15 protein-coding genes are annotated in these 16,105 nt (G+C 56.4%); 10 read left to right on the forward strand and 5 right to left on the reverse strand.

Annotation, left to right across the window (positions count from 1 at the left end; genetic code table 11):
- Positions 1–13: 13 nt before the first annotated feature.
- From leuD to U9R25_05650, 5 genes are all read left to right on the forward strand, one after another.
- Positions 14–607, forward strand: coding sequence for a 3-isopropylmalate dehydratase small subunit (gene leuD, locus U9R25_05630; protein MEA3335370.1), 594 nt, complete (start codon positions 14–16; stop codon positions 605–607).
- Complete coding sequence (gene leuB / locus U9R25_05635) at positions 604–1,716, forward strand: 3-isopropylmalate dehydrogenase (GenBank protein MEA3335371.1); 1,113 nt, start codon at positions 604–606, stop codon at positions 1,714–1,716. Before leuD ends, leuB begins: the two co-directional genes overlap by 4 nt.
- Positions 1,713–3,401, forward strand: a complete 1,689-nt coding sequence (gene cimA / locus U9R25_05640) for a citramalate synthase (protein ID MEA3335372.1) — start codon at positions 1,713–1,715, stop codon at positions 3,399–3,401. Before leuB ends, cimA begins: the two co-directional genes overlap by 4 nt.
- Positions 3,402–3,490: 89 nt before the next feature.
- Entirely contained in the window at positions 3,491–5,158 is a 1,668-nt protein-coding gene (gene ilvD, locus U9R25_05645; protein MEA3335373.1) for a dihydroxy-acid dehydratase, read from the forward strand.
- Positions 5,159–5,177: 19 nt separating this feature from the next.
- On the forward strand, positions 5,178–5,837 hold the full coding sequence (locus tag U9R25_05650; protein ID MEA3335374.1) for an HAD family hydrolase: 660 nt from the start codon (positions 5,178–5,180) through the stop codon (positions 5,835–5,837).
- 374 nt (positions 5,838–6,211) lie between these two features.
- Here U9R25_05650 and U9R25_05655 read toward each other — a convergent pair whose 3' ends face one another.
- Together U9R25_05655 and U9R25_05660 are read right to left on the reverse strand one after the other, a co-directional pair.
- Complete coding sequence (locus U9R25_05655) at positions 6,212–7,393, reverse strand: sigma-70 family RNA polymerase sigma factor (GenBank protein ID MEA3335375.1); 1,182 nt, start codon at positions 7,391–7,393, stop codon at positions 6,212–6,214.
- Positions 7,394–7,427: 34 nt separating this feature from the next.
- Positions 7,428–7,784 carry a TraR/DksA C4-type zinc finger protein gene (locus U9R25_05660; GenBank protein MEA3335376.1) on the reverse strand — a complete coding sequence of 119 codons (357 nt, stop codon included), beginning with the start codon at positions 7,782–7,784 and terminating at the stop codon, positions 7,428–7,430.
- Between the two features lie 574 nt (positions 7,785–8,358).
- On the opposite strand from U9R25_05660, the gene U9R25_05665 reads away from it, so the two are divergent.
- Both U9R25_05665 and U9R25_05670 read left to right on the forward strand, forming a co-directional pair.
- A complete protein-coding gene (locus U9R25_05665) occupies positions 8,359–9,207 on the forward strand; it encodes a S1 RNA-binding domain-containing protein (GenBank protein ID MEA3335377.1) in 849 nt (282 codons plus the stop codon).
- Between the two features lie 213 nt (positions 9,208–9,420).
- Positions 9,421–10,608, forward strand: a complete 1,188-nt coding sequence (locus tag U9R25_05670) for a DUF5666 domain-containing protein (GenBank protein ID MEA3335378.1) — start codon at positions 9,421–9,423, stop codon at positions 10,606–10,608.
- 96 nt (positions 10,609–10,704) lie between these two features.
- Here U9R25_05670 and U9R25_05675 read toward each other — a convergent pair whose 3' ends face one another.
- Entirely contained in the window at positions 10,705–12,333 is a 1,629-nt protein-coding gene (locus tag U9R25_05675) for a tRNA uridine(34) 5-carboxymethylaminomethyl modification radical SAM/GNAT enzyme Elp3 (protein MEA3335379.1), read from the reverse strand.
- An 18-nt stretch (positions 12,334–12,351) separates the two neighbouring features.
- On the opposite strand from U9R25_05675, the gene U9R25_05680 reads away from it, so the two are divergent.
- Complete coding sequence (locus U9R25_05680; protein MEA3335380.1) at positions 12,352–13,086, forward strand: class I SAM-dependent methyltransferase; 735 nt, start codon at positions 12,352–12,354, stop codon at positions 13,084–13,086.
- A gap of 14 nt (positions 13,087–13,100) precedes the next feature.
- On the opposite strand, the gene U9R25_05685 is transcribed toward U9R25_05680, so the two are convergent.
- Positions 13,101–13,670 carry a cohesin domain-containing protein gene (locus U9R25_05685; protein MEA3335381.1) on the reverse strand — a complete coding sequence of 190 codons (570 nt, stop codon included), beginning with the start codon at positions 13,668–13,670 and terminating at the stop codon, positions 13,101–13,103.
- Positions 13,671–14,257: 587 nt separating this feature from the next.
- Here U9R25_05685 and U9R25_05690 point away from each other — a divergent pair.
- Both U9R25_05690 and U9R25_05695 read left to right on the forward strand, forming a co-directional pair.
- Positions 14,258–15,175, forward strand: a complete 918-nt coding sequence (locus U9R25_05690) for a BTAD domain-containing putative transcriptional regulator (GenBank protein MEA3335382.1) — start codon at positions 14,258–14,260, stop codon at positions 15,173–15,175.
- Between the two features lie 228 nt (positions 15,176–15,403).
- Positions 15,404–15,787, forward strand: coding sequence for a transposase (locus tag U9R25_05695; GenBank protein MEA3335383.1), 384 nt, complete (start codon positions 15,404–15,406; stop codon positions 15,785–15,787).
- A gap of 16 nt (positions 15,788–15,803) precedes the next feature.
- On the opposite strand, the gene U9R25_05700 is transcribed toward U9R25_05695, so the two are convergent.
- Positions 15,804–16,105, reverse strand: a 302-nt coding sequence (locus U9R25_05700) for a tyrosine-type recombinase/integrase (protein ID MEA3335384.1), incomplete at its 5' end; no start/stop codon positions are given.

Raw genomic sequence — 16,105 nt, forward strand, 5'->3', positions numbered from 1 at the left:
AGAAAGGTTTTCAATGGAACCATTTGTCAGGCTAAGTGCAACGGCCGTGCCTCTACGAGCCGAAAACGTCGATACCGATCAGATCATCCCGGCCCGTTATCTGACGGCGGTGACCAGGGATGGCATGAGCGATGGGCTTTTCGCTGCCTGGCGCTTCCGGGCCGATGGTTCTGCCAATCCCGACTTTGTCTTGAACCATGCTGAGTACAGCGGTGCACAGGTGCTGGTTGCCGGTCGGAACTTCGGCAGTGGCTCGAGCCGCGAGCACGCCGTATGGGCACTGACCGAATACGGTTTCCGTGTGGTTATCACGCCCGGATTCGCCGATATTTTCTATAACAACGCGCTCAAGAATGGCCTTCTGCCGGTGGTCCTGCCTGAGGGCACCGTCAATATGCTGCTGGATTTGCTGGAGGAAGCTCCCGATACGGTCGTGCAGGTCGATCTGGTCGACCAGTTCGTCAGGCTTGCCGATGGACAGCAGATCGGGTTCCAACTCGATCCTTACTGCAGACAGTGTCTCATGCAGGGACTCGACGATCTTGGCTACCTGCTGTCGAAGGGCGCGGCGATTGGCGAGTACGAAGAAAGTGAGAAGTCCTTTTGAAGGCAAGAATCACTGTGCTGCCCGGTGACGGGGTCGGACCGGAGGTGACAGCCGAGGCGGTCAATATACTGGAAGCCGTCGGTCAGATCTATGGGCATAAGTTCCAGTTCGACCAGGCCTTATTGGGAGGCTGTGCCATCGACCAGACGGGCCAGCCGTTGCCGCTCGAGACCTTGGGTTTATGCCAGGCGGGCGACGCGGTCCTGCTTGGCGCGGTCGGAGGGCCAAGGTGGAGCGACCCAACAGCGGCAGTGCGGCCTGAACAGGGTTTGCTTGGGCTGCGAAAACAACTTGGCCTGTTCGCCAATTTACGCCCGGTTAAGCTGACGCCCTCCTTGCTGCATTGCTCGACGATCAAACCTGAGGTGCTTGCGGGAGTCGATCTCCTGGTCGTTCGGGAGTTGACAGGAGGAATCTATTTCGGGCCCCGCCTGGAATCTGAGGCTGTCACCGGGCGCGGGGAGGCCTTCGACACCATGCTCTATCACCGGCAGGAGATCGAGCGAGTGGCGCGGGTGGCGGCCGAGGCGGCCCAGGCCCGGCGAAGGTCTCTGGCTTCGGTAGATAAGGCAAACGTTCTGGCCAGCTCTCGCCTCTGGCGGCAGGTCGTCACCGGCGTGATCGAGTCGGAATACCCCGAACTATCCCTGGAGCATGTATTGGTCGATGCCATGGCGATGCACTTGATCCGGCGGCCTGCTGCATTTGATGTCGTGCTGGCAGGCAACCTTTTCGGAGACATTATCACCGATGAGGCCAGTATGTTGGCCGGAAGTTTGGGCCTGCTGCCCAGCGCCAGCGTTGGAAAAGATCTCAATCGGTTAGATCTTCCGCGGGGATTGTATGAACCTATCCACGGATCGGCGCCCGATATCGCCGGGCAGGGCATTGCCAATCCGCTGGCAGCCATCCTCAGTGCCGCCATGTTGCTGCGCCATTCCCTGGGATTGGATGCAGAGGCCGGGGCGGTCGAGGCTGCCGTGGCGGCGGTGTTGGACCAGGGTCTCAGGACCATCGACATCGGCGAGCTAAATGCTTCTGTGGTAGGCAGCGCTGCCATGGGTGAGGCGGTGTGCAACGCTGTGACTGAAGGGAGAAGAGGACATTGACTGACTTTCGACCACCGATTCAACTTTATGATACGACCTTGCGGGATGGTACCCAGGGTGAAGGGATCAATTTTAGCTGCGACGATAAGCTGCGCATCAGCAGGCGCCTCGACGCGCTGGGCATCCATTACATCGAAGGCGGCTGGCCCGGTTCAAACCCGAAGGACATCGAGTTCTTTCAGCGGGCCAGACAGGAGCTGAACCTGAAGAATGCACGGGTTGCCGCTTTTGGAAGTACCTGCCGGGCAGGCAAGGATCCAGCTGACGATCCCCAGATTCGCCTTCTGGTAGATGCCGCAATGCCCGTGATTACGATTTTCGGCAAGACCTGGGATCTCCATGTGCACAAGGTGATAAGAACAACGCTGGATGAGAACTTGCGCATGGTGGGCGCCAGCACGGCCTATTTGAAGGATTTTTGTGAGGAGTTCATCTATGACGCCGAGCATTTTTTCGATGGCTACAAGGCCAACCCCGACTATGCGCTGGCGACACTGAAGGCTGCCGCCGATAACGGCGCCGACTCACTGGTCCTCTGTGACACCAATGGTGGCACACTCTATTGGGAAGTTGGCGAGATTGTGGAGGTCGTCCGTGGTTACCTCGGGAAGATCGGTTACTCCGGAGTCCTGGGTATCCATACCCACAACGATAGCGACGTTGGCGTGGCCGCCGCCCTGGAGGGCATCCGGCGAGGCTGCACCCACGTCCAGGGGACGATCAATGGCTACGGGGAACGCTGTGGCAACAGCAATCTGACCAGTATCATTGCCAATCTGAAGCTAAAAATAGGCATCGATTGTGTTAGCGACGAGCAGCTCACCAGTTTAAGCGAGGCGGCTCATTTTGTGGCGGAAATGGCCAACCTGCAGCCGCCGGCCCATACAGCTTTTGTCGGACGCTCGGCCTTTGCCCACAAGGGTGGCACCCACGTTAATGCAGTCGTCAAGGTGGAACGCAGTTACCAGCACATTGACCCGGCACTGGTCGGCAACCAGAAACGCGTCGTCGTGAGTGAGTTGAGCGGCAAGGATAATATCGCTGTCAAAAGAGCCGAGTTTGGCCTCGATGGGCTCGGACTCGATCAGGAGCGGCGAGTTCTCATGCGCATCAAGGAACTGGAGAATCAAGGATATGCTTTCGAGGGCGCGGATGGTTCGGTTGCCCTTCTGCTCCGGCGGCTACAGGATGGTTACGAGCCTCCGTTTGACCTGCTGCGTTATCGGGTAAGTGTCGATCACCAAAATGGCCAGGGGTTGACCGATGCAACCGGTGGCGAGGTCGATCTCTTTGCCATTTTTGCTCAGGCCACGGTCAAGGTGCGGGTTGCCGGTCGGGTGATCCATACTGTCGCTGAGGGCAATGGTCCGGTCAATGCACTGGATGCGGCTTTGCGCAAGGCTTTGCTGGAGTTCTATCCTGAGCTGGCAGAGGTGCATCTTGTCGACTACAAGGTACGTATTCTGGACAGCCACGCCGCTACAGGTGCAGTTGTTCGGGTGCTGATTGGCTCCACCGATGGACAACATCGCTGGAGCACCGTCGGCGCCAATACCAATATCATTGAAGCCAGTTGGCAGGCGCTGGTCGACAGTGTTGAGTATGCGTTGCTGGGCCTGAATCGAGCAGAATCGAAAACCGATCAGGTTTCCAGGGTTTCGGTGGTGGAAGCCCTTCCCGCCTGAATCAAGCGGGCTCACTTCTCCTTCTCAAACCCAGAAATCGAGGCACCATGACCCGATCAAATCGTTCTTCCAATGGCAACAGCAGGCCCATGCGGTCTGATCAGATCAAGCGTGGCATCGAACGGGCACCCCATCGATCGCTGTTGAAGGCAACGGGCGTTTCTGACGCCGATATGGAAAAACCCTTCATTGCGATCGCCAATTCCTACGTTGATATCGTGCCGGGGCACGTGCATCTTCAGGCCTTTGGTGAGATTGTCAGGGAGGCGATCCGCGAGGCAGGTGGTGTACCATTCATGTTCAATACCATCGGCGTGGACGACGGTATTGCGATGGGCCACCTTGGCATGAAATACAGTCTGCCCAGCCGGGAGTTGATCGCCGACTCGGTGGAAACCATGGTGGCTGCCCACTGCTTTGATGGCATGATCTGTATTCCAAATTGCGACAAGATCACGCCCGGAATGTTGATGGGAGCGATGCGGGTTGATGTGCCCACTATCTTCGTCAGCGGCGGGCCGATGAAGGCCGGTGTGACATCAACGGGAAAGGTGGTTGACCTGATTTCAGTCTTCGAAGGGGTGGGTGCCGTGCAGAGTGGCACTATGACGCCGGCGGAGTTAAAAGAAATCGAAGATGTTGCCTGTCCCACCTGCGGATCCTGTTCAGGGCTTTTTACAGCCAATTCGATGAATTGCCTCTGTGAGGCATTGGGCATTGCCTTGCCCGGAAATGGCACTATTCTGGCCGTGGATCCTCGTCGCGAAGAGCTTGCCAGGGCCGCAGCCCATCAGCTCATGAAGTTGATTGAGTGGGATCTGACGCCGCGCAAGATTGTAACGGCGGATGCCATTGACAATGCGATGGCTCTGGATGTGGCTATGGGTGGTAGTACGAATACGGTGTTGCATGTGCTTGCCATCGCCCGGGAAGCGGGGGTCAACTACCCGCTGGAACGCATGAATGAGGTCAGCGCACGCACGCCCACTTTGTGCAAGGTCAGTCCCTCGAGTACCTATCACGTTGAGGATGTGGAACGAGCCGGAGGGATCAGCGCGATTCTGGCAGAGCTTGCCGAGAAGCCAGGCACTCTACATCTGGAGGCTTTGACCGTCACGGGCAAGACCCTGGGCGAAACCATATCCGGCAGCCGATCGACCGATACTGACTGCATTCGCGGCCTGGATAATCCGTACAGCCTGAATGGTGGCCTGGCTATACTCTTTGGCAACCTGGCGCCCGAGGGCGGCGTGGTGAAAACGGCTGGCGTGCTGCCAGAGATGATGAACCATACTGGTCCTGCCGTGATCTTCGAGAGTCAGGAAGAAGCGGTGGCTGGCATCCGGGCGGAAGAAGTCAACGCGGGTGACGTGGTCGTGATTCGCTACGAGGGCCCCAAGGGAGGACCCGGCATGCAGGAGATGCTGGCGCCTACCTCTTTTCTGATGGGGCAAGGTTTGGGCAGCGCTGTGGCTTTGGTGACCGATGGGCGTTTTAGCGGCGGCACACGGGGCGCCTGTGTGGGACACGTGTCACCGGAGGCGGCAGCTGGTGGTCCTCTTGCTCTGGTTCAGCCTGGGGACCTGATTACCGTTGACATCAGGAACCGCCGTTTGTCGTTGCATGTGTCTGATGAAGAGTTGGAAAAACGCCGGGCCAGGTGGAAGCCCTTCGAGCGGGAGGGCATTCCCAGCTATCTGCGGAAATATGCAAAACTGGTGACCGGCGGCAGCCAGGGCGCTGTCCTGACCTGGTAGGGGCCCTCGGGGTTGATCCGTGACCATCGCCGCTTTTTTCGATATGGACAGGACCCTGCTGACCGATAGTTCATCACTGCTCTGGATGCGCTACATGCGTCAGCGCGGGGAGTTACCGCTCTCTGCTGTGTTACGCTTCTCGGGTTTGATGGCCCGCTACAAGATGGGATGTCTGAACATGGTGAAGACGTCCCGGGCTTTAGCCAAAGAACTTGAGGGGGAGCGGGAAGTGGATCGCGTGACTGCCACGGGGCAATGGTTTCGTGATCAGGTGGTCGACTACGTTGCCGCGGAAGGGCGTCGCTGGCTTGATGCCCATCGTCGTTTAGGCCATCGGGTGGTGATCATTACCGGCTCACCTGTTTATACCGCCAATGAACTGGCCGGCCATCTGGGCATTGCCGGAGAAGATGTGCTGGGGACCCGTTTTCGCGTAGTCAATGGCTATTTCACTGGGCATATGGTGGATCCAATGTGCTACGGCGAGGGAAAACGGGTGATTGCTGAAGCCTATGCCGGCAAGCATGGCGTTGATTTGGAGTCCAGCTACTTCTATACCGACAGTGTTTCCGATCTTCCCTTGCTGGAACGGGTAGGTTTCCCGGTGGCGGTCAATCCAGATCCTGCATTGCGGCGCCAGGCAGAGGGCAAGGGATGGTCGATTCAGCGATTTTACTGAGTTCCTGGTAATTTTGGGGTAATGTGGATAGAAAGAGGCCGGTGAATTCTCACCGGCCTTCGCACTCTCTGGTGGAAGTCCGATCAGGTAGATTTAATGATCGTGTAGGTATAGCTGAATACATTGGGATTGCGCGGCGGCGGTTTTACCGCTCGCGGGGCTCGACTGGTGCGAGGAACATTCAAGTTGGCTGTACTGGAAGAGCGATGTTCACCTCTCTTGCTTCGGGAGGACTGGCTGGCATCGCGCGTGTTGCCAGATCGAGTTTTGTTTCCACTACGTCTTCGCCGCCTGCGGGTGTATTTTGTGGCTGGCTTCGAGGAGGACGGGCTGTTACGTTTTCCGGAGGATTTGCGACGCGACATGCGATCTTCCTATAGATAATCTCGCAACTGCCGGCTTCGGCTGGGGTGCCGTAGCCGGGCGAGGGCTTCCTGTTCAATCTGCCGAATTCGTTCCCGAGTCAATCCGAACATCTCGCCGACTTCCTGTAGGGTATAGGTATGACCATCCAGCAGTCCGTAGCGCAGGCGCAGAATACGCTCCTCGCGCGGCTGCAGGGTATCGAGCAGGTCGTTAAGTCTTTCTCGCAGAAGGGCCTGTTCGGCGCGCTCCGACGGCTCCGGGCTATCATCGTCCTCGATGAATTGCCCCAGAGTACTCTCCTCTTCCTCTCCGACAGGTTGCTCCAGAGAAAGGGGGCGTACAGCAGTTCGGAGGTAGCGATGTACCCGTTCCGCCGGCAGTTCAAGGGCCAAAGCGAGTTCTTCAGGCGTAGGCTCACGCCCCAGGGACTGCTCCATTTCCTGGCTCGTGCGTCGTAATTTGAGCAACTTCTCGCTCATGTGAACGGGCAATCGAATGGTTCGTCCCTGGTCTGATACAGCTCGACTGACCGCCTGGCGGATCCACCATGTGGCGTAGGTGCTGAACTTGTAGCCCCGCTCCGGATCGAATTTGTCAACGGCTCGCATCAAGCCCAGGTTGCCTTCCTGGATCAAGTCGAGAAAGGGAACACCATGGCCGATATATCTTTTGGCAACACTGATGACAAGCCGGCTGTTGGATTCGATCATGCGTCGACGAGCTTGCTGTCCCAGAACCACAGCTGCCCTCATCTCCGACTCTTCGCTCGATGTGAAGTCTGGATCGGCGTCGAGGCGGATTCCTGCCTCCTTGCCAGAAACAACACGGGTTGCCAGTAACTTCTCTTCGTCGGCCGTTAGCAGTGGATGTGCGCCCATCTGACGGAAATAGAGATCCACAGCATCTCGCGCCAGTGTGAGATCATCTTCACCTTTGGCTGATGTTGGTCTGGTAGGAGGTGATTTAGCCTCCTCTTCGCTATCTCCAGACTGATCTTGAACAGGAATGTCCAGCTCTCGCAACCGAGCAAACAGATCTTCCAGGACATCAAGCCGCTCTTCGATTTCGGGCAGCGCTTCTAAGATCTCATCATAGGTGATGAAGCCTTGAGCAGATGCATTCTCAAGGAGTTCGTTGAGCGCATCATTTTGTTCGGTATGTTCGATTTCTTGCGTTTTTTCTTCGGCCATAGACCCGGTTAGTGCGCGAGACGTTTCGGCGGACTCAAACTGCCTCTTTACGAGGCCTTGAAAACCATGTGCCTTGCGGTATGTTTGCGCAGCGGACACAGCGTTTGGTATGTGGCAGGATCTTCAACCGTTCAGGATCGATGCCCTTTCCACAGGCTTCACATATGCCGTACTGGCCACTGTCACTTCGCGCGAGTGCCTCCTCGATTTCAGTGATTCTCTTGCGCAACGCGGCGCGCCGTGACAGATTCATTTCCCAAGTGGCAATTTCGGGACTACCTACACCGAGACCGAAATCCGGTCGGTGCCGGAGTTGTCTGTCGAGCGTCACCAGTTGCTCTCTTGTTTCCTTCAATTCCTTCTGAAGTTGCTCTTGTGGGTCATTGCGCACGGCACGCTCCTTTTCGCCACGACATACAGCGTGCCCGAAAGGGCTTTTTGCCCGGAGTTCTTCTCGTCTCACCCCTGATGTACTTACTTTTCGGGCACTCCCCAAACACTTGGCTCCGATGCCAAGCACAACGCAGCCCATCCGCAGGTGGACGTGGCTGCGTGAAGCTGCTACTTTGCAGTTGAAATGGACAAAATCGTCCTCATGCCTCAGACCCTGTGAGTTGCCAGGTGGTCGATAAGTGAATAACGGATGATCAAGTGACCGCATTCCCAGCCTGCTCCTGCCCAGTATAACATGGAATAAGTACCGTGTCAACAAGTTATGGTAAAGTAATTGGCGACTTGTGAACTTTTTTCCAGTTCTTTGTGCATACTTGTTTCGTGGCAGGCCGAATACCTGCGGAATCCGCATTTTGACATGTTTCATGAAACTAGGGTATAATACTCGCCAGAACATAATCTGGGATCAGCCCGTGGAGAAACCTTCTTCTCACGAATGCCGCGTCGGTCAGCGTGCTGCCATGCGGCATATATTTTGGGCATGTCACAGGTCCCTGTAGGAGGTTGAGCACGTGACAGATGTTGAAAGCGCTGTGACCCAGGAGACCCTGGAGCAGCAAGAACAAGAGCAGCCGGTAGCAGCGTCATCTTCCAGAAAGAAAAAGAAGAAAGTTCGAACCTTGCCCCGCAAGCGCGTTGTACGCGTCTTAAGTGTTGGCATGGAGGTGAACGGGAAAGTTAAGCGCATCTCCGATTTCGGTGCCTTCGTGGGCATTGGTGTCGGCCGCGATGGGCTCCTGCATATCTCTCAATTGTCCACTGGTCGGGTACACAAAGTCAGTGACGTCGTGAAGGAGGGCGATGAGGTGACGGTTTGGATCAAGGATCTGGACCGTGAGAAAAACCGCATCAGTCTCACCATGATCCCGCCGGGCACCAAGACGATAAGCGATTTGGCAGCCGGTGAATTGGTAAACGGAACGGTCACCAGACTCACCAACTATGGCGCTTTCATAGACATCGGCCTTGATCGCGACGCGTTGTTGCACGTCAAGGAGATGTCAGAGGGATACGTTGCCAAACCCGAGGATGTTGTCAAGGTTGGAGAAGAGGTTGAAGTCCGGATAATCGGTGTCGACCAGCGCCGCGGGCGTGTTGACCTGAGTCTCAAAGGACTGCGGCCTGCCGCCGAGGGTTCCGGATCCACTGATTACGAGTTAGTGCCGGCTTCCGTCGATGATATCGACGAAGACATTCCATCCCTGATGGAATTGGCGTTCCGCCAGGCCGTCGACGGCGGTGAGATCCTGGATGATTACGTTCAGTTAGATAATAATCGCAAGCGAGGCCGGAAGAGTCGTCGTTCTGCTCAAAGTGACATTATCGATCGCACTCTGCGCTACCATGAGGAACGCGGCTAACAACGTGCGGGTTGTGTGAGCAGATAGAGACGAGCTCCGGCAGAATGGCTGGGGCTCTTTTTGCATTTTACCGGCGATCGCAAACAAATCAGGTAATAGAAGCCCGGCAAAGAGGGCAAGACTTGAATGCCTGCTTTGTCCGGCCCGCGGCGAGTTGTCGTCCCGGTAGTCAGAACGCAGCAGTTGCCAACATACAGATAAGGTGGGATTACGATGCAGCGACTACGAATCCTTTTCTTGGCAGCCTTTGTTTTGGCGCTGGTGGCCGGCGTGGTGGTTGGCAGTCGTTGGCTGCCGACAACGACGCAAACGACCGCATCAGCGCTATCGGCGGAGGAGGGAGGCCCTACTCAGGTACCTTCGGTTTCCCTTGAGGGCGTGCTTCATGTTGTCGGGGAGATTCCAGGCTTCTGGCTGGTCGACAGCTTTCCCTTCGAGGTTATTCCCGAAACGACCATCGTTACCAATGGGGTTCCTTTAGAGCCTGACGTATGGGCGCGCGTCGAGGCGATCAAACTACCTTCCGGTTTTCAGGCGACATCGATCGAATTGTCCCTCAGTCCAGTCAGCGATATCTTTGATCGCATCCTTGCGATGGATGGTAATCTACTCTGGGATGTGGGCAATTCCCGTGTTATCATTGTTTCGCCTGACGACATCTCCGGTGATCCCGAGATCGGAAAACTGGCTGCTGTCCATGGCCGGATTTCCCCCGAAGGTTTGGTAGCAGATCACGTTATCGTATTGGATTCTGACACAGAAGTGGCGATAGACGGCTCGATCGTCGAACTTAACGCCACTGAATGGGTCGTCGACGATCTCACGGTTGAGATCGATAGCAATACGGTGATTCACGGCACACCTGCCATCGGTGCACGTGTCCAGATCCGGGCTGAAGAATTGGATAACGGCAACGTCCTCGCCCTGGAGGTTTGGGTTGTCGGCAGCCTGCCAGGTGTGCAAAACCTGGTTGGATGGCTGCAACGTATCCAGACGGAGGACAATCCCAGCATTTGGCGAGTCAACCTGCTTGATGGCCCTGACCTTAGCCCGGTGTTCATGGGAATCTACGACGATACGGTTGTGGACGAGTCCGGGGGCGCCGCCGTGCCTGATGCCTGGCTGGAAATGGAAGCAACTCACATGGGCGATGGCTACTACTATGGCCATCACATAAAAGTACTTCCCAGGGCGCCCAAGCGTCAACTGGTTGGCCTGGTAGAATCGTTGCCTGATTATGGCTATGAGGGACCTTGGGAGGTTGGCGGTTATCCGGTGATCGTGAATGATCAAACCGCGATCGTTGGGGTGCCAGAGGTTGGGGCCCTTGTCTGGATGACAGGCGTTCCCGATTTTGCCAATATCTTGCACGTGCAATTGATTGAGGTCCTGGGCGAGTAATCGGCCCCTTTCATCAGGGCGGACCCATTGAAAGCAGAAGCCGAGCGGTTGGCACGACCGCTCGGCTTGCTAATTCATGATGAAGCATCGCTCGTATCAAAGGTCTGCATGCATGTAGAGGTCTTCGAGCTCAAAACCTCGTTGGCGATAATAATCCCGCGTCCCGATAGCGGCGATAACTGACAGGCGGCGGAATCCAGCTTCCTGTGAAAGCTGGCGAGCCTTTTCGATCAATCGAGTTCCCAGACCAAGATGTTGCGCCTCTCCGCTGCTGGAATCACCGATGTGCAGAGCGCGTCCATAGACATGGACCTCCCGGATCAGCGCGTTGGCCTTGATTTCGCAGGGTGTTTCAACCGAACTGTCCGGCCAGGGCAACAACAGACGCAGAAAACCTGCCAGCTTTCCTTCCTGGGTTTCGAAGGAGAGGAAGTGCTCCAGCCCGGCGCCAGTTTCATAGCGCTGTACGTCAAGGCGGAGGGTATCCGGATCTGCGTCACGGTCGCGTACCTCCCGGCAACGCATGCACTGGCATTGTCTGCCGCTGTCGGCCAGGGCCTTTTGGGCCATCTCCCGGAGATTGTTGAACCGATTGCCCTCGGCCACGTAATTGGCCGGAATGTCGCGGACCACGCGGCTCAGGCGGCAATAGCGGGGTGTCCTGGCTTTGCAGTCAGCTATCAGGGCAAGCAATGCACCTTCATCATACGGTTGATAGCCCCCCTGCTGCCAGATCTCGTAGAGTTCGGTGCCCGCAATCAACGAGCATGGATACACTTTCAGTTCATCGGGTCGCATGTCAGGATCATTCCAAAGGCGGGCGTAGTCTGCCAGATCGCTCTCCGGTGTGGCTCCCAGCAGGTTTGGCATCCAGTGGAGATGGAGCTTGAAACCGCTGGCTCGCAGCATCCTGACCGCCCGGCGGGCAGTTTCCACATCGTGCCCGCGCCGGTTCAAGCGCAGGATTTCGTCGTCAAGACTCTGAATGCCGAGTTGGACACGGGTAACGCCCAGGCGTCTCAGCCGCTGAATCTCTTCGAGGGTAACCCAATCGGGCCGGGTTTCAATAGTCAAGCCCACGCAGCGGGAGGTCGCCCGTTCGTTGAGATGTTGGGCTTGCGCCAACGATGTTGAATCTGATCCATTCAGGGCATCCAGGCAGCGCCGGACGAACCATTCGGTGTACTGGGGCGAGTAAGCGGACCAGGTGCCGCCGAGGATCAACAACTCAACCTTCTGAATTGGATGTCCCACGGCATCAAAGGCCTCAAGCCTGCCTCGGGTCTGGCGAAAGGGATCGAATTCGTAGCGAAGCGCCCGCTGTGCGCCCGGTTCCAACGACAGATAGCTTTTGGGCATATCGGGATCGTTCGGACAGAAGATGCAGTGGCCAGGACAACCGGCCGGCTTGGTCAGCACTGCAACAGGCGCGATACCTGACTGGGTTCGCACCGGTTTCATCTGAAGGCGGTAGAGCGTTTCCTTTTCAAAGGGCAGATCACCTGCTGCGACGAAATCGCGGTAAGCAGTCACCAGGTGGCTCTTGCTGAAGAACCCGGAGCCATCCCGCGGGTGTTTGCGCAGGGTTCGGTGATAGAAGCGATCGTCGAAGTTGGGAGCGGACCTGATCGCCTCGATAATGGCGAGCAGCTCTGACCGGTAGCGGTCGGTATCGATCTGCTTATATTTTCTTGCAGTTGCGTCGACTTTTTTTCGTTCAGCCACGTATCAGACCAGTTTCCAATGGATCAGCCAGTAATAGAACGCCTGGTTACCATCAATCGAGAATTTTACCATAGGTTTGCCGATCAGTTCGCCAACACCCGCGGACCACAGCAGCCCGGTCTGCTGCTGCTCCCGGATTTCCTGCCGCGATCAGGCCGCCTTCTTGATATCGGCTGCGGAAACGGGCGCTTTGCCCTGGTGCTGGAACAGCGAGAGCTATTGATCGACTACCTCGGCATCGACGCCAGCCGCCCTCTGCTTGAAATTGCCCGGGAAACCACCAACGACCTGCGTTATGTGCGCACCGCGTTCCAGCAAGTCGATGTGATGGCTGAAAACTGGGCACACGAGTTGCAGGAGGGCAGCTTCGACGCCATCGCTCTTCTGGCAGTGCTGCACCACATCCCCGGCCGTCAACGACGTCGCTCGCTGTTGGCGGGCCTGCGCGAACACCTTGCACCATCTGGTGTGTTGGCGATCTCTACCTGGCAATTCCTGAACAGTGAACGGTTGAAGCGAAAAATCGTTCCGTGGCAGCAGATCGACATTGACAGCGATTCGGTTGAGCCCGGTGATTATCTATTGGACTGGCAGCGAGGAGGAAGTGGTTTACGCTATTGTCATCTTATCGACGAGCGCCAACTTCGAGAGTTGGCAGCCGCGGCCGGGCTTGAGGTTCGGGAGATATTCCTGGCGGATGGCAAGGAGGGCAACCTGAATCTCTTTGCCATTCTTGCCCGAAATGGCCCTTGAAACTGGCAGACCTGTCAACGGGAGGCCAACAACAAGGGCAGATAGAGAGGTCGTGTCTCTACCGGATTTGCTACAAGGACGGCGCTCGGAACAATCTCGTACGATAAGATATTGCCATCCACGTCGGTGATCTGCACCGCGCCAAGATCGAGTTGACTCACCCCGGGCGCCTCGGCCGTCACCACAATCGATGCCAGATTTCCTGCCCCTGTTGGTCCCAACGGCGAACCATAGCTATAAGCACCGAACATTGGCCCGGGGTTGCCGCCCGCTGCCGATGATAGCCGCAAGACGCCTGTTTGGCGTCCCGTGCTGCCCAGGAAATCACTCAACTGAATATTCCAAACGGAGGTGTTGACAACCGATGGATCGAAGAGAAATTGGAATTCAAACGCACCAAGGTTAGTGAGCCCTTCACCGGTGATTTGGACCGGGAACGATTCTCCCACCTGGATGGCATTGGTGGGAGCAATAACCCGAAGCGTGGCAGTGCCCTCAGACTTCGCGATTCCTGCCGCGGTCGATAGTGCCAGTATCAGAACCAGGACCAGAGCACCGATCCCGGCGTAGCGAGCTTTCCTCATTCAAGACCTCTTCCCAATACCTTCCTCTGCCAATCAAAAATAACAATGCAATCGTAGCATAACACAGCCGGGATGTTTTGCCAATCTTCGGGCTGTTTGGCCAGCAATTCCAAATATGCAATGGAGTCTAGGCTTCAGCCGGGCTAGTCTTTCACAAACACAGCTGACAAGCCGCCTTACCCTAAAGGGGACTACGCACAGGCTAGACTCCAGCGCCGTGTTGCGTCATATTTGGAATTTCTGCTGTTTGGCAGTTGTTTGCCATTTTCCGATAAGTCCTCTGCGTCAATGAAAACAGCTCGGACGACGAATAGCCCGGAATAGTAGGGGGATCGTCAAGCAACTAAGGTTCAAATGTGGTACAATGCGGTTGCTGTCGAGGCCGAGCTTCTCGTGGGCGGCGGTTTCGGACCCGTTTCCAGTCGCCCGTGACGCAAAAGCGCTTCTCGAATCGTTGATCAATTATAGAGGCAGCAGTGCATGAAGCGAAAAGGATTTGGAGCACGAATGCACGAAGGTTCCAAAAATGCAGTGTGTTTTATTGAGTCAAGAGATGATTGGGCTGAGGATCAATGGAGATGACTGCAATGAACGGTTTCAGGGTGCACCTGTTCGGCAGGTTTGAAGTTGCGTGGGACGGTAAGGTTGTCGAGGGGTTGGAGGCGCGCAAGGTTCGGGAGCTTTTTTGCTACTTGCTTTTGTTCCGGTCGCGCACCCATGCACGAGATGTGCTGGCTGATCTGGGGTGGCAGGATCGCTCGACCAGCCAGGCCAAGAAGTACCTTCGCCAGGCGCTATGGCAACTCCAGACTGCCCTGACGGTGCCATCGGCTGACGAGGCACTGCTGCTGGTCGAACAGGAATGGGTTCAGATCAATCCCAGGGCATCGCTGTGGCTCGATGTGACAATGATCGAAATGGGCTACCTGCAGGTCAAGGGTATCCGGGGCAGGGATCTGCAGAACGAGCAGGCGGCTCTGATTGGCGCTGCCTTGCATCATTATCGGGGTGATCTCCTGGAGGGCTGTTACAGGGATTGGTGTATCTTTGAACGGGAGCGTTTTCAGGGGATCTATCTGGCAATGCTGGATAAACTGGTGAACTACTGTGAAGCGCACGGCCGGTACGAAGAGGGTCTGGAACATGGAGCAAAGATCCTGCGTTGCGACCGGGCGCGGGAGCGGACCCATCGCCGTTTGATGCGTCTCTACTATCTGGCCGGCAACCGGACTGGTGCACTTCGCCAGTACCGGGCGTGCGTAGATGCCCTGGCCCAGGAGCTTCAGGTCGAGCCGGCCGGCAGCACGAGGGCCTTGTACGAGGAGATTCGCTCGGACCAGTTGGGAAGTGTCGAGGCGGCTCGCCCACCTGCGCCTATGCCGGTATCCGGGACCGGTGTTACCCTTCCTGAAGTATTGGAACGGCTGGACGATCTTGAAACTGTGTTGGCAAGTATTCGCGAGCAACTGCTGCAAAATGCGATCGCCACGCATCCCTATCGATAAGGAATAGGGAGATAAGGAGACAAGGAAACAAGGAGACAAGGAAACAAGGAGACAAGGAGACAAGGAAACAAGGAAACAAGGAGATAAGGAGACAAGGAGACAAGGAGATAAGGAAACAAGGAGACAAGGAGACAAGTACAACACTATGTTTGCACTTTGGCATATCTTGAATAGACGGGCACGGCCCAAATCGGGATAATGGTGTTACGACAACGCCAAATCTCGAGGATGAGCCAAGCCCAAGCCACGGTATGCCTATCGGCCGAATCAGGCCAGTACCTGGAAGCCTTTCGGGATTGCTTCAGCAAGCGCCAGTGGGGGTACTTCGTGATCGTACTGCTGGGCTTGATCGAATGCGAAGAGCGGCGAACCATGACAGGTTTTCGGCGAGTGGTAGGTGAACAGGTCAGTCTGTCTGGGCTATCCCGCTTTCTCAACAAGTGGCCCTGGTCAGTGGCCGAGGTGACCGAGACGTGGCAGGAGTGGTTATGGCAGCGGATGGTGCCGTTGGTAGTGACTGAGCACGTTCGTCTGAAAGCATTGCGGTCGAAGCGCGCCGGGCGTCCCAAGGCAACTGTAGTGACGGCTAATAGAAGATTGTGGGGAGGGTAGAAAGTGGACCATGGAATTACTGATCCAGGGGGCTGCGGACGGCCAGCCCGCCACGGTTGAGGACGTGGGTATAGATCATGGTGGTCTTGACATCTTTGTGGCCCAGGAGTTCCTGAACGGTGCGAATATCGTAGCCGTTTTCCAGCAGGTGGGTGGCGAAGGAGTGGCGGAAGGTATGGGGGGTGACGCGTTTGTCGATGCCGGCTAGTTGGGTGGCTTTTTTGACAGCTTTTTGCAGGTTGTTCTCGTGGATGTGGTGGCGGCGCTTGACGCCGCTGCGCGGGTCGATGGAGAGGCGAGAGGAGGGAAAGACATATT

This window comes from Chloroflexota bacterium (assembly GCA_034717495.1).
In the GTDB taxonomy this organism is placed as follows: Bacteria; Chloroflexota; Anaerolineae; order JAAEKA01; family JAAEKA01; genus JAYELL01.

Excerpts from the sequence above, each read along its gene's own strand:
- U9R25_05695 (MEA3335383.1), top strand. The coding sequence starts at position 15,404 with ATGAGCCAAGCCCAAGCCACGGTATGCCTATCGGCCGAATCAGGCCAG.
- U9R25_05655 (MEA3335375.1), bottom strand. The coding sequence starts at position 7,393 with ATGGCCGAAGAAAAAACGCAAGAAATCGAACATACCGAACAAAATGAT.
- U9R25_05670 (MEA3335378.1), top strand. The coding sequence starts at position 9,421 with ATGCAGCGACTACGAATCCTTTTCTTGGCAGCCTTTGTTTTGGCGCTG.
- leuD (MEA3335370.1), top strand. The coding sequence starts at position 14 with ATGGAACCATTTGTCAGGCTAAGTGCAACGGCCGTGCCTCTACGAGCC.
- U9R25_05685 (MEA3335381.1), bottom strand. The coding sequence starts at position 13,670 with ATGAGGAAAGCTCGCTACGCCGGGATCGGTGCTCTGGTCCTGGTTCTG.
- U9R25_05690 (MEA3335382.1), top strand. The coding sequence starts at position 14,258 with ATGAACGGTTTCAGGGTGCACCTGTTCGGCAGGTTTGAAGTTGCGTGG.
- ilvD (MEA3335373.1), top strand. The coding sequence starts at position 3,491 with ATGCGGTCTGATCAGATCAAGCGTGGCATCGAACGGGCACCCCATCGA.
- U9R25_05680 (MEA3335380.1), top strand. The coding sequence starts at position 12,352 with ATGGATCAGCCAGTAATAGAACGCCTGGTTACCATCAATCGAGAATTT.